Raw genomic sequence first — 13,881 nt, forward strand, 5'->3', positions numbered from 1 at the left:
GTGGCGATCATGGGAGATTCGGGGGTAGGGAAATCAACGCTGTTGAATCTGATCGCTGGTTTGGATGTACCCGATAGCGGCGAGATTCGTATCAATGGCATTGTACTATCAGCAGGTGATGACGATGCCGTCACTTATTTGCGGCGGCGCCATTTTGGTTTTGTCTTTCAGGCATTTCACGTCCTGCCTCACTTGACCTTGCTGCAGAATATTGCTTTGCCGCTGTTGCTCAATCGTTTGCCGCTCGAGCGCGCCGAACAAATGCTGGTTGCGGTCGGGTTAGAAGGACGGGGGCAGGATTTCCCGCGGCAGCTATCGGGCGGGGAGCTGCAGCGTGTCGCCATTGCGCGCGCGCTGGTGCATCGCCCGCGCTTGATTCTGGCCGATGAGCCGACAGGCAACCTCGATCCGGATACCGCGCAGGAAGTGCTGCAGTTAATGCGCAGCGAAATCAAAGCCAATGGCGCGGCAGGTATTATCGTCACCCACTCGCAGGCGGCCGCAGCCACGGCAGACCATATCCTGCTGCTGACCAAGACTGGCTTACAACCCCTCGATACTAATAGGTCAGGCTCGTTCAGATGAAGCGTAATCTGTTGTCCCGCTGGCTGCTGTTGGGCGAGTGGCAGGCGCATCGGCTGCAAATCGTGGTTGCGGTTATTGCGATTGCACTGGGGATCGCCATGGGGTTTTCGATCCATTTGATCAATAGCGCGGCAGTCAATGAGTTCTCTGCGGCGGTCAAAAGCTTGTCCGGTCAGTCTGATTTGCAGGTACGCGCCACGCAGCCAACTTTTGACGAAATGCTCTATCCACTGTTGGCGCAGCATGACGGGGTGGCGGTCGCAAGTCCGGTGCTGGAAATCCAGGCTGCCATCCCTGGTAAGCCAGGAGATGACAGAAGCAATACCTTGAAAATTCTCGGTGTTGACGTGTACCGCGCCGTTGCCATGACACCCGATTTAGTCGGGGTGCCTGCAGAAGGTCGCGTGTTCGATGTGCTGGCAGACGATGCCATTTTCCTGTCGCCTGCCGCGATGGAGTGGCTGGCAGTCAGACAGGGTGACAGGCTGCCGCTGCGGCTGGGCACCAAAACTGTGACATTGCGGGTGGCGGGCGGGCTGGTCAGAGCACATGCTGGACAGCGCATCGCAGTCATGGATATTGGCGCGGCGCAGTGGCATTTTGATCATGTCGGCGTGCTGTCGCGCATCGATCTCAAATTAAAACCAGGCATCCAGCGTGCTGCCTTCAAAGCAGCCCTGGCAAAGGCATTGCCCGCGCAATACCAGGTCACTGAAACTGCTGATCAGGAAAGGCGCGTTCATAACATGTCGCGTGCCTATCGCATCAATCTGAACGTGCTGGCGCTGGTGGCATTGTTTACTGGCATGTTTCTGGTATTTTCCACGCAGGTGCTGTCCACGCTGCGGCGGCGCCCGCAGTTTGCGCTGCTGCGCGTGCTCGGATTGACGCGCAGCCAAATCCTGCGGCAGATCCTGCGCGAAAGCAGTCTGCTCGGCATGCTCGGCTCCCTGCTGGGACTTGGGCTGGGTTACGCGCTGGCAGCGACAGCATTGCATGTTTATGGCGGAGAGCTCGGAGGCGGATTCTTTCCCGAGATCAAGCCGAGCATTCAGTTGAGTCCGTTGGCGGCGCTACTCTTTTTTCTGCTGGGTGTCAGCGCGACCTTGCTCGGCAGCCTGATGCCTGCCTGGGAAGCTGCGCGGGCTCATCCCGCGCCCGCGCTCAAATCGGGCAGCGAGGAGATGGCGCTGGCAGGATTGCGTACTCCCTGGCCTGCATTGGTCTGCTTAGTGCTGGCGATCATCCTGACGCAACTGCCGCCTGTAGTTGGATTGCCCATTTTTGGTTATTTCGCGGTGGCGTTGCTACTGATCGGCGGCATCGCCTGGATGCCGTCCCTGGCGGCATGGTTTTTTGCGGGATTGTCTCGCGCGGGCAATCGCCTGACAGCAGGTGTGCTGGCGACTCTCGCTTTGACCAGACTGACGAATGCGCCGCAACAGGCTGCGATTGCGCTGGGGGGCGTGCTGGCCAGCTTCAGTCTGATGGTGGCGATGGCAATCATGGTGGCCAGTTTCCGTATCTCGATCGAAGACTGGCTGACGCATATTCTGCCTGCCGATCTCTATATGCGCACCGAGGTGCGCCAAGATGCGATTGGCTTCACACCGCAGGAGCAGCAGGCGATCGCGGCAGCAGCGGGCATCGGACGCCTCGATTTGATCCGCTCACTGCAGATTACCCTGGATGCAGGCTGGCCAACGGTGACACTGATTGCCCGGCCGATCGATATGTCTGATCCAGCCAATACCCTGCCGCTGACAGACGATGCGCTGTCCCCCGCAGAAATTCCGCTGGATGCGGTCCCCATCTGGGTCTCGGAAGCGATGGTCGATCTTTACGATTACCAGGTGGGCAAACGGGTGGCCTTGCCGTTGAGCGAGGTGCCGCAGGATTATGTCGTTGCCGGGGTGTGGCGCGATTATGGACGCCAGTTTGGCGCCATCCAGATGCAATTGAGCGATTATCAAAGGATATCGGGTGAATGGCAGGTCAATGAAGCAGCGCTGTGGCTACAGGATAGCATCACGCCTCAGCAGCTCATGGCCGCACTGAAAGCGCTGCCTTTCGGTGAGTCGCTGACATTCTGGCAGCCAAACGAAATCCGCGCCATCAGCCTGAAGATTTTTGACCGCAGTTTTGCCGTGACCTATTTACTGGAATTGATTGCAGTGGGCGTGGGCTTGCTTGGTGTAGCCGCCAGTTTTTCAGCACAGGCGCTGAGGCGTATCAAGGAATTTGGCATGTTGCGCCATATCGGTGTGACACGTGGCCAGATCTACCGCATGCTGGCGTTGGAGGGGGGATTGCTGGCAGGGTTTGGCATCAGTATCGGCTTTATCCTGGGCTGGAGCATCAGCCTGATCCTCATTTTCATCGTCAACCCGCAGTCATTCCACTGGACCATGCAGCTTCATCTGCCCTGGCCATGGCTGGCTATCATGGCGCTCGCCATGCTGCTGGCGGCAGCATTGACTGCGCTGGTCGCTGGGCGCCAGGCGGTGTCGGGCAGTGTGATACGTGCGGTCAAAGAGGATTGGTAAGGAGAAGAGGTAATGCGCAAGCTGTTAACGCTACTTTTATGGCTGACGCCGCTGGGGATGTTGCTGGCAGCGCCGCCGGTGTATACGCCCGTGACGCCGAGAGCGCTGGTTTTCCCGGAGGACTTTGGCGCGCACGAAAATTTCCGCAATGAATGGTGGTATATGACGGGCTGGCTGGAAACGCCCGACCGGCAGCCGCTGGGTTTTCAAGTCACTTTTTTTCGTCCGACCACGGAACATGACGAAGATAATCCCAGCCGTTTTGCCCCCAAACGATTAATTATCGGCCATGCGGCGCTGTCCGATCCCAAGGCCGGAAAACTGCTGCATGAGGAGAAAAGCATGCGCGAAGGCTTTGGCCTGGCTTATGCCAAAGCAGGCAATAGCGAGGTGAAACTGGATGAGTGGTATTTTGTCCGCGAAGCGGACGGCCGTTATCGTACCTATGTTGAAGGAGATGACTTTGCCCTGGAGCTGTCGTTAACGCCAACGCAACCGCTCATGCTGCAAGGTTTGGATGGTTTTCTCCGCAAAGGGTCAAAGCCGGGGCTGGCCAGTTATTACTACAGCGAACCGCATTTGCAAGTCAGCGGTACCGTGACGCGTGATCATCGGGCCATAGCAGTTAAAGGCAGTGCCTGGCTCGATCACGAGTGGTTTTCGGAGTATCTCGATCCGAACGCGGAAGGGTGGGACTGGACCGGCATCAATCTCGACGACGGCTCCGCATTGATGGCCTTTCAGATGCGCGGCAAGGACGGTGGCAGAATCTGGGCGTATGCCGGTTTGCGCGATCCCTCGGGCCACATGACGATTTTTTCGCCAGATGAAGTCAGCTTTCATCCGGTGCGCACTTGGCGCTCATCCCGGACAGACGCAGTTTATCCGATCGCCATGCGCATCAGAACGGGGAATATCGAATGGCAGCTCGAACCGATGATAGATGACCAGGAACTCGATTCACGCTTTTCCGCCGCTACTATTTACTGGGAAGGGGCCGTGACCGTGACGCGCGATGGCCAGCCCGCAGGACGCGGCTACCTGGAATTGACCGGCTATGACAAACCGTTGTCGATGTAGTAGGCAGACAAAATAAGATTCAGTGTTTTTCGCAGGACACCATCGCTAATGCGGAAGCGACGCTCAAGGATAAGAACGGCGTGATCACGCGCAAGCAACTGACCCGGTACTGGATTGACTACTGGTCAGTGGATTTCGATTTTGAGAACAAGCATGAGATTATCCGTGTGCAAAGCTTGGAAATCGATGAATAGGAAGAGCAGTGGACGGGCGATTACATTTTCGAAAACAAGTGGCAAAGCTTCCGCACCAAAAAGGACCGTTCGCTGGAATTGATCAGCGTATTCCAGGAAGTCATGCCGGGGCGACGCAAGATCGCAGTGAAGGTGGTGGATATTTTTGGCAATGACACTATGACGATTGTGGAGGTAAGGGTGTGAAGGTTACGTTGCCGGAGATTCGGCATGACTATTCAGGCTTTAATGGACTGGTGCGCTTAGCAGCAGAAACGAAGGATTGTTTTTTGGAAGATATCGATGTCGATATGGCTGCAACTACTTGGTTTGATGCGGATATGTGTGCGGCTTTTGGGGCAATTCTTCATAGATTGGGTGAAGGTTTAAATACGGTCAATTTGATTAACCTCCGACCCGGGGTCGAAAAAATCTTGTCAAAAAATGGTTTCCTCAGTCATTATGGTCGGGAAAGAATACCTGATCGGTGGGGAACGACCATTCCCTATCAGCGTTTTGATGTCAAAGACGATCGCTATTTTGCTGACTATATTGAGAATGAGTTGATTCACCGTTCCGAGATGCCTGCTATGTCAGCAGGACTACTGAAGAAATTTCGTGAAAGTATTTTTGAAATTTTCAGCAATGCTGTGCTGCATTCGCGCACTGAGCAGGGAATTTTTAGTTGTGGGCAATTCTTCCCGGTACGGCACCGGCTCGATTTTTCTGTTGCTGATTTGGGAATAGGTATGCGCCAGAACATCCAGGATAATATCGGACTAAATCTTTCACCAGAAGATGCGATTGACTGGGCGACTCAGGGGCGTAATACCACCAAGCGAGGTCGTGTGCCAGGCGGATTGGGTCTCAAGCTGCTCAGCGAGTTTATTGATCGGAATGGCGGTTGTATTCAGATTGTATCGGATGCGGGTTACTGGCGAAGGGAAAATAAAAGAACTATCACTGCACCGTTAAGCCAACCATTCCCGGGAACGGTTGTAACAGTGGAAATCAATACGGCTGATACAAATTCATATAAGCTTGCTTCCGAGATAAGCGGGACAGATATTTTTTAGGATAGCAGAATGCAAAAAGATATTACGATATCCATATTTGAAGTGGTGGGGAGCCCACTTTGTGTCGCCTCAAGTGATGGGCAGAAGGTTTATGAGCGTCTTGCCAAGGTGATTAAAGAGGGCGCAAATGTGATTCTCTCTTTTTACAATGTTTCTACGTTGACTTCTGCTTTCCTGAATGCTGCTATTGGCCAGTTGTATGGTGAATTCAGCGAAGAACAAATTCGGTCCTCGCTTAAGGTAAAGGACATACAGCCGGATGATCTGGCCTTGCTGAAGCGGGTGGTGGAAACGGCCAAGCAATATTTCAAAGACCCTCAGAGATTCGATCAAGCAGTTCAGGATACATTGGGAGATGAAGATAGTGGCTTGTGAGATATTGCCAATAGATAACTATAACTTTACACCAGATGATGAGCTATTGCTGGATACCAATATCTGGCTGTATATCTATGGCCCGCAAAAACCAAGGGATGCGAGAGTAGCAGCCTATTCGCAGGCACTAACAAAAATTCTTACTGCACAATGCCGTATCTATATTGATGTACTGATTGTCTCGGAATTTATTAACACCTATGCCCGGCTGAAATGGGACGTTATGGGCAAGCCTCATGGGAAGTTCAAGTTATTTCGTAAAAGCCCCGATTTTAAGCCATTGGCGCAGGATATTGCTGCCGATATCAAGCGTGTACTTAGTCATTGCATACGAATCGAAAGCAGATTTGACACATTGGATATCAATGAATTGATTGTTGAGTATGCTGCAGGAGATGCCGATTTCAACGACCAGATTATTGTGGCGATGTGCAAGGAACGGAGATTGAAGCTCCTCACTCATGACAGTGATTTTTGTAATCAGGGAATTCCAGTTGTGACTGCGAATAAGCGATTACTATCATCATGAGTGATTATTTTGTTCACAGCGATTGGGTGTGACTGAGACTCAACGACTAGCACAACAAGCCAAAGAGGTATTGCAGCGCGCAGTTGCCGAGGCATTGGACAAGAAGCGGCGTTTGGGACAGTATGCGGTCGTTTATCAGAATGGCAAGCTTGTGCGTCTGGAGCCGGAACAAATTGCCGAGCAACTAAGAAAACATTGAGCGCTGAGCATGGCCCTTCACCCCGATTTCCCCGATTCCCCGCACGCCATTCTTGATCCGGCTATCCGCTGGTTTCCGGCAGATGAGGCATTGCGCGAAACCAGCATGGATAAGCTTATGCCGCCGCTGGTGCCGCAGTTACGGCGCAAGGTAAAAGCATTCCGCGACAGTGGCTATATAGGTGCAACCCGCACTAGTCAGAGTTTGCTCAAATGGTGGTTCCAGGAGCCGCACTTGCAGCCCCAAGTTGATGGTGCCATGGTTGAGTTTCAATACTTTTTCGCGCAACGCGAGGCGTTGGAAACGATCATTTATTTGTATGACGTGGTCGGTGTGAAAGATAAATTTGATCTGATGCGTTTCGATAGCAGTGGTTCAGTGTCAGCCAGCCTGTTCGACGAGACCTGGCGGCGCTTGGTGGTGAAAATGGCAACCGGCAGCGGCAAGACCAAGGTGATGAGTCTGGCGCTGGCATGGAGTTTCTTTCATAAGCTGTACAAAGCAGATTCCGGGCTTTCCCGTAATTTTCTGGTGATCGCGCCCAATATCATCGTGCTGGATCGCATTTACAAGGATTTTCAGGGACTGCGTATTTTCTTTGATGATCCGGTAGTGCCCGACAACGGTTTTGAGGGTCAGAACTGGCGCGATGATTTTCAGCTCACGCTGCACTTGCAAGATGAGGTACGCGTGACGCACCCCACCGGCAATATCTTTCTGACCAATATGCATCGCGTGTATGCCGGAGAGGATATCCCGCCTTCGCCGGAGGATGACAATACCATGGACTATTTTCTGGGCAAGCGCCCCACGGGCGCGACCACGGATTCAAAGGTGGATTTGGGCATGATCGTGCGCGACATCGATGAGCTGATGGTGCTCAACGATGAGGCGCACCATATCCATGATGCGAGGCTTGCCTGGTTCCAGTCGATTGAGGATATTCATCACCGGCTGCTGCAGAAGGGCGGCTCCTTGAGCTTGCAACTGGATGTGACGGCTACGCCCAAACACAATAATGGCGCGATTTTCGTGCAGACGGTGGCGGATTATCCGCTGGTGGAGGCGATTTGGCAGAATGTGGTCAAGCACCCTGTGCTGCCGGATGCAGCCAGTCGTGGCAAGCTTTGCGAGCGGCAAAGCTCCAAGTATACCGAGAAATATGCGGATTATATCGACCTGGGGGTGATCGAGTGGCGCAAAGCCTACGAGGAACACCAGAAGCTCGATAAAAAAGCTATTTTGTTCGTGATGACGGGATGACACCAAAAACTGTGATGACGTGGCAGCGTATCTGGAAGGCCATTATCCTGAGTTGAAAGGGGCCGTATTGGTGATTCATACCAAGAACAATGGTGAGGTTTCCGAAGCAGCGACCGGCAAGGCTAAAGAAGAATTGGAGCGGTTACGCAAGCAGGCCAATGAGATCGATACTCTGGCAAGCCCCTACAAGGCGATCGTGTCGGTGCTGATGCTCAAGGAAGGCTGGGATGTGCGCAATGTGACGACCATTGTCGGCTTGCGTGCCTACTCTGCCAAAAGCAATATCCTGCCGGAACAAACATTGGGGCGTGGCTTGCGCAAGATGTATCCCGGCGGGGTGGAGGAATATGTCAGCGTGATCGGTACCGATGCCTTCATGGAATTTGTCGAATCCATCCAGGCCGAAGGGGTGGTGCTGGAACGCAAGGCGATGGGCGCGGGTACCCAGGCCAAAACACCGTTGGTCATCGAGATTGATCACGATAACAAGCAAAAAAATATCGATGCCTTGGATATCGAAATTCCGGTGCTGGCGCCGCGAGTCTATCGTGAATACAAGCATCTCAGCGACCTGGATATGAGTATTATGGCGTTCCAACCGGTGGTCTACCAGCAATTCAGCGAGGAAGAGCAACGAGAGATTGTTTTCAGGGACATTACAACCGGTGAAATCACGCATGCCACGCTACTGGATACCGCTGGCGTTGCCGATTACCGCAGCGTGATCGGCTACTTCGCTCAAACGGTGATGAAAGAATTGCGCCTGGTCAGCGGCTACGACGTGTTATACGGCAAGATCAAAGCATTTATCCGGAATGAGCTTTTTGCTCAGACGGTCGATCTGGAATCGCCCAATACCTTGCGCAATTTATCGGAACTGGCTGCCACTAAAACCGTGTTGGAGGTTTTTAAAAAGGCGATTAACGCATTAACGGTACAAACCAAAGGGGGCGCAGAAATCCGTGACACCCTCAAATTGCGGCAGACTCGCCCCTTTATCGTGAAGGAGCAGGGTTATCTGATGCCCAAGAAAAGTGTATTCAATCGCGTGGTTGGCGATAGTCATTTCGAACTGCAGTTTGCCAGTTTCCTGGAAAATTGCGGCGATGTGCTGTCTTTTGCCAAAAATTATCTGGCCGTACATTTCAAACTGGATTACGTCAATACGGCTGGCGATATCGCCAACTACTATCCGGATTTTTTGGTGAAGCTGTCTCCTGAACGGGTTGTGGTGGTTGAAACCAAAGGACGGGAAGACTTGGACGTGCCCTTGAAAATGCGACGGTTGCGTCAGTGGTGTGAGGATATCAACGCGCTGCAGGCAGAGATAAATTATGATTTTGTTTATGTGGATGAAGCGGGATTCAAACAGTACGCTCCCAAATCCTTTGCGGAATTACTGGCTGGATTTCGTGAGTATAGGGATGGTTGGTCTGCGATATCCCGGTAAGCCGGAGGCGGTGTGGTGAGCAGTACGGAGCAGTTGGTGAAGCTGATCCTGGATGCCTGGCCGGAGACGCAGGCGATTTACCTGTTTGGGTCCTGGGGGACAGAATATGAACGACCCGAAAGCGATCTGGATGTCGCCATCCTGTTGCCACCCAAGCAGGCAAAAGGAACCGGTTCACTTTTATTCAGCGAACTGCATCAAACGCTGCAGGTGGCATTCAACCGGGATGTGGATTTGATCAACCTGCGTCTGGCGCCGACCGTGTTGCAAAAAGAGATTATCATGAGTGGGCGAAGGTTTTTTCAGGCTCCTGGAACGGTTGCCGATGAATTCGAAATGCTGGTACTTTCGCTGTATCAGAAGCTCAACGAGGAGCGGGCGGCTATTTTGAATGAAGGCTTGCGCAGTGGAAAATTCTACGACCCATGAATGACATTATTCTCAGCAAGAAAGTCAGCATTGAACGCTGCCTCAAGCAAATTGAAAAGTATTATCGGATGGAAACAGGGTTACCTTTTGTGAAGGATCAGCTTCGTCTGGATGCGGTGGCGATGAATCTACAGCGTGCTGCAGAATTAACCATTGATATCGCCAATCATCTGGTGAGAATCCGCAAGCTTGGATTGCCACGCGATAGCCGTGAATCCTTTACCTTGCTAGCGCAAGCCGGCGTGATTGACGAAGAAATGATGCGTAAACTGCAAGGAATGGTTGGATTTCGTAATATTCTGGTGCATGAATATCAGGATATGCAAATTTTGATCGACGTGATCGAACACCGTACCCGGGATCTGCTTGAATTTGCTACCCAGGCACTACGCTGCACAGATTGAACTCCAATTGATGATCTGATTTTCAGTTTTTATTTTGCTGCAGCGATTGCACGAATCTGGAGGTTTTTTGCTTCGACGATAGGGATTCTTGGATCGGATCGTTTTCTAGTTTATAAAAAATAACACGGCTAAAAATAGGGTGCGTTATACTTGGCCACCATGACAAATAACGTTATTTCAGGCAAATTAAAGAAAGATATGAAATTTTTGTTCGAATCGCAATTCAAGCGTTTATTCTTTATGGCGATAGTCGCCATGCTGTTTATTCAGCCATTGCTGAGTTTTGCCAACGAGGAAGCGGATTTTTCCAAAGAAAAAGATTTTCTCAAGGCAGCCTTGACGGGTGATGTTGCAACTGTCGAGAAGCTGCTGCAAGAGGGCGTAAAAATCGATTTGCAGAATCCCGATGGGTTTACCGCGCTGGCGGTTGCTTCGCAGAATGGCCATACTGCTGTGGTGAATTTGCTGCTGGAAAAGAACGCAGCCTTTGATCTGCAGAATGTTCAAGGCGGGACGGCATTGTTGCTGGCGTCTAAAAATGGCCATGAAGCCATCGTCGAGGCTTTGCTGGCAAAAGGTGCCAAGCCGGATCTGCAAAGCAAGAATGGCTTGTCGCCTCTGATAATTGCCGCAGCACTCGGTCATACGGCGATCGTCAATACTTTGCTGGCAAAAGGTGCCAGCCCAGATCTGCAAGATGAAAGCCAGACGACTGCGCTTCATCTGGCTGCGCAGAACGGTCACTTGGAAATTGTCAAAGCCCTGCTGGCAAAGGGAGCCAAGCCTGATGTGCAGGACGTCAACGGCGCTTCTGCGCTGATTCTGGCTGCTTTGTCTGGTCACCAGGCAATAGTCGAAACATTGCTGGCTAGTGGCGCCCAGCCTGACTTAAAGGCTAGTAATGATTTTACCGCGTTGATATTGGCTGCTCAGAATGGGCATATAGCTGTCGTTGAGACCTTGTTGGCAAAAGGAGCGAGTATCGACCAGCATAATCAGGACGGTATCACTGCATTGATGTGGGCAGCGCTCCATGAGCATGAAGATATGGTCAAATTGTTGTTAGCGAAAGGTGCCAATCCCACGCTCAAGAGTGTGAGTGGCAAGACCGCGCTGGAAATTGCCAATAATCCGGCGATCATTGAATTGCTTAAAGCTGCAAAAAATTAAGCAGGCTTTTCTGATTCAGGAAAGCGGGCTGAATCTGTGACAACACAGTTTCGCCAGAAAATTGGCGTCACTTGCTTATGATCTGGTGCTTTGCAATAACGGGCTATTTCACCAGCTCATAAGCAAATCAACCGATAACGGCAAGAGCTTGCCTGGGAATTTCTATATAATCTTCATAATATTAAACTCGTTTTTGTTGCTATATTCCTGATATTTGCATGAGTGCTGTCAATAAACCGATGGCGAGGAAAGTGAATAGCAATCCTCTGCCTCCGAGAATCACCAAATTATTACGAGAAGCTGCTTGCCTGATATTGAGTGGTGTCGCGCTTTATCTGATATTAATTTTTATGAGCTTTGACCGCGCTGATCCTGGCTGGTCACATAGCGATCATAGCGATCAAATCGGTAATGCCGGGGGCAGAGCGGGTGCCTGGCTGGCTGATTTGCTGCTTTATCTGTTTGGTGCTTCTGCCTGGTGGTGGGTGGTTTTTTTCCTCTCGGCAGTGCTGTGGAGTTACCGCCGCATCGATATTGCCAGCATTTTTGATCCACGTGCGCTGCTTATTTCGCTGATGGGCTTCATGATGCTGCTTACTGCCAGCAGTGGCTTTGAGTCGCTTCGTTTCCATACAATTAACATATCGCTACCCTTGGTGCCGGGAGGCGTGCTGGGTGAAATTCTGGGCAAAAATCTTTCCCTGATACTCGGCTTTACTGGCGCATCGCTCGGGCTGGTCATTTTGATGGCAATCGGTTTCAGTCTTTTTTCGGGATTGTCCTGGGTGCGTATTACTGAAAAAATAGGCGAGGCCATTGAAGAATCCTGCTTTTCTCTGTGGGATCGTTTGATCATGTTGCGAGACCGCCGTGCCGAGGTAGCAGCTTCTTCTTCGTTGATGCCTTTCCAGGAAGAAAAGAAACCAGCGACTAAAGAGGATTATCGCAAGCCTGTTGAACCTGCTTCTGCTTTGCGGATAGAACTGCCTGAGTCTGTTATTCAGAAACCTGCGCGCGTTGTCAAAGAAAAGCCGGCGTCTTCTGTCTTTACCGATTCTTCTGATGCACTTCTGCCGCCACTCGATTTGCTGGATGAGCCGCAAAAAAATGTTGAACTGCTGTCCAGCGACACGCTGGAATTTACCTCGCGCTTGATTGAACGCAGGCTGCAGGAGTTTGGTGTGGAAGTCAAAGTGGTGTCAGCTCATCCTGGCCCGGTCATTACCCGCTATGAAATAGAGCCTGCAGTCGGAGTTAAAGGCAATCAGATCATCAATCTGGTCAAGGATTTGGCGCGTGCGCTGTCCGTTGCAAGCATCCGCGTGGTCGAGACCATTCCCGGGAAAACCACCATGGGTTTGGAGATTCCCAATCCCAAGCGGCAAATGGTGCGTTTGCATGAAATCCTGAGTTCCCAGCCCTACGCTGATATGGCATCACCGTTGACTATTGCACTCGGCAAGGATATCAGCGGACGTCCGATCGTCTCTGATCTCGCTAAAATGCCGCATGCGCTGGTAGCGGGAACAACTGGTTCCGGAAAGTCGGTTGCGATCAATGCAGTCATCCTGAGCCTGATTTACAAAGCCACACCTGAACAAGTCCGCTTGATTCTGATCGACCCGAAAATGCTGGAGCTTTCTGTGTATGAAGGGATTCCCCACCTGCTGACATCGGTGGTGACAGATATGCGCGAAGCGGCGAGCGCGCTCAACTGGTGCGTAGCTGAAATGGAGCGGCGTTATAAGCTGATGTCTTCCTTGGGAGTGCGTAATCTTGCCGGCTATAACCAGAAAGTCCGTGATGCCATAAAGAATGAGGAATTATTGATCAATCCGCTTACTGCGGCAGCCGATACGCCTACGCAATTGGAAGAAATGCCATTGATCGTCGTGGTGATCGATGAGTTGGCTGATCTGATGATGATCATGGGCAAAAAAGTCGAGAAGTTGATTGCGCGGCTTGCGCAGAAAGCGCGTGCAGCCGGGATACATCTGTTGCTGGCAACGCAGCGCCCTTCCGTTGATGTCATCACGGGCCTGATCAAAGCCAATATTCCGACACGGATTGCTTTTCAGGTTTCCAGCAAAATCGACTCACGGACCATCCTGGATCAAATGGGTGCAGAAGCCTTGCTCGGCCAGGGCGATATGCTTTATCTACCGCCGGGCAGCGGCTACCCGCAGCGCGTCCACGGTGCATTCGTGGCTGATCATGAAGTACACAAAGTGGTGGAATATCTCAAGGAACACGGTGAACCGCGCTATGTCGAGGAAGTGCTCAGGGCGGGTGATGAAGAGAGCGAGCTTGCTGGCGAGAATGGTGAAACGGGCAGGCAGGCTGGGGGCGAGACGGATCCATTGTATGATGAAGCAGTGGCTATTGTGGTTAAATCGCGCCGTGCTTCGATTTCACTGGTGCAGAGACAACTGCGCATTGGCTACAACCGCGCAGCGCGCTTAATCGAAGAAATGGAACGCGCTGGTCTTGTTTCCGCCATGCAAAGTAATGGTAATCGGGAAGTATTGGCACCTAACCGGGATGACTAATCAATGCTTCCTTGCATGAATAAGGATCAGGTTGAATGAATAACAAAAACATA

Annotated in this window: 13 protein-coding genes; all 13 read left to right on the forward strand. The window is 51.8% G+C overall.

Features of this window, described 5'->3' with window-relative positions; all coding sequences use genetic code 11:
- Positions 1-585, forward strand: a 585-nt coding sequence (locus tag J5I83_RS07465; protein ID WP_304054591.1) for an ABC transporter ATP-binding protein, incomplete at its 5' end; no start/stop codon positions are given.
- Positions 582-3,131, forward strand: a complete 2,550-nt coding sequence (locus J5I83_RS07470; protein WP_304054592.1) for an ABC transporter permease — start codon at positions 582-584, stop codon at positions 3,129-3,131. The genes J5I83_RS07465 and J5I83_RS07470, both read left to right, overlap by 4 nt.
- A gap of 12 nt (positions 3,132-3,143) precedes the next feature.
- The gene (locus J5I83_RS07475) at positions 3,144-4,211 is read left to right on the forward strand and encodes a lipocalin-like domain-containing protein (protein ID WP_304054593.1); all 1,068 of its coding nucleotides are present in this window, start codon (positions 3,144-3,146) and stop codon (positions 4,209-4,211) included.
- Between the two features lie 376 nt (positions 4,212-4,587).
- Positions 4,588-5,460 (forward strand): ATP-binding protein, encoded by an 873-nt coding sequence (locus J5I83_RS07480; protein WP_304054594.1) that lies wholly within the window; start codon positions 4,588-4,590, stop codon positions 5,458-5,460.
- Between the two features lie 9 nt (positions 5,461-5,469).
- The gene (locus tag J5I83_RS07485; protein ID WP_304054595.1) at positions 5,470-5,835 is read left to right on the forward strand and encodes an STAS-like domain-containing protein; all 366 of its coding nucleotides are present in this window, start codon (positions 5,470-5,472) and stop codon (positions 5,833-5,835) included.
- Complete coding sequence (locus J5I83_RS07490; RefSeq protein WP_304054596.1) at positions 5,816-6,364, forward strand: type II toxin-antitoxin system VapC family toxin; 549 nt, start codon at positions 5,816-5,818, stop codon at positions 6,362-6,364. Before J5I83_RS07485 ends, J5I83_RS07490 begins: the two co-directional genes overlap by 20 nt.
- Positions 6,365-6,392: 28 nt before the next feature.
- Positions 6,393-6,563, forward strand: coding sequence for a hypothetical protein (locus tag J5I83_RS07495; protein ID WP_304054598.1), 171 nt, complete (start codon positions 6,393-6,395; stop codon positions 6,561-6,563).
- Between the two features lie 9 nt (positions 6,564-6,572).
- Positions 6,573-7,826, forward strand: coding sequence for a DEAD/DEAH box helicase family protein (locus tag J5I83_RS07500; protein ID WP_304054600.1), 1,254 nt, complete (start codon positions 6,573-6,575; stop codon positions 7,824-7,826).
- A gap of 19 nt (positions 7,827-7,845) precedes the next feature.
- Entirely contained in the window at positions 7,846-9,276 is a 1,431-nt protein-coding gene (locus tag J5I83_RS07505) for a hypothetical protein (RefSeq protein WP_304054601.1), read from the forward strand.
- Between the two features lie 15 nt (positions 9,277-9,291).
- On the forward strand, positions 9,292-9,705 hold the full coding sequence (locus J5I83_RS07510; RefSeq protein ID WP_304054602.1) for a nucleotidyltransferase domain-containing protein: 414 nt from the start codon (positions 9,292-9,294) through the stop codon (positions 9,703-9,705).
- Positions 9,702-10,109, forward strand: a complete 408-nt coding sequence (locus tag J5I83_RS07515) for a DUF86 domain-containing protein (protein WP_304054604.1) — start codon at positions 9,702-9,704, stop codon at positions 10,107-10,109. Before J5I83_RS07510 ends, J5I83_RS07515 begins: the two co-directional genes overlap by 4 nt.
- A gap of 198 nt (positions 10,110-10,307) precedes the next feature.
- The gene (locus tag J5I83_RS07520) at positions 10,308-11,279 is read left to right on the forward strand and encodes an ankyrin repeat domain-containing protein (RefSeq protein ID WP_304054606.1); all 972 of its coding nucleotides are present in this window, start codon (positions 10,308-10,310) and stop codon (positions 11,277-11,279) included.
- A gap of 218 nt (positions 11,280-11,497) precedes the next feature.
- A complete protein-coding gene (locus J5I83_RS07525; RefSeq protein WP_304054608.1) occupies positions 11,498-13,828 on the forward strand; it encodes a DNA translocase FtsK in 2,331 nt (776 codons plus the stop codon).
- Positions 13,829-13,881 lie beyond the last annotated feature (53 nt).

It is taken from the genome of Nitrosomonas communis, assembly GCF_024102715.1.
Classification (GTDB): Bacteria; Pseudomonadota; Gammaproteobacteria; order Burkholderiales; family Nitrosomonadaceae; genus Nitrosomonas; species Nitrosomonas communis_B.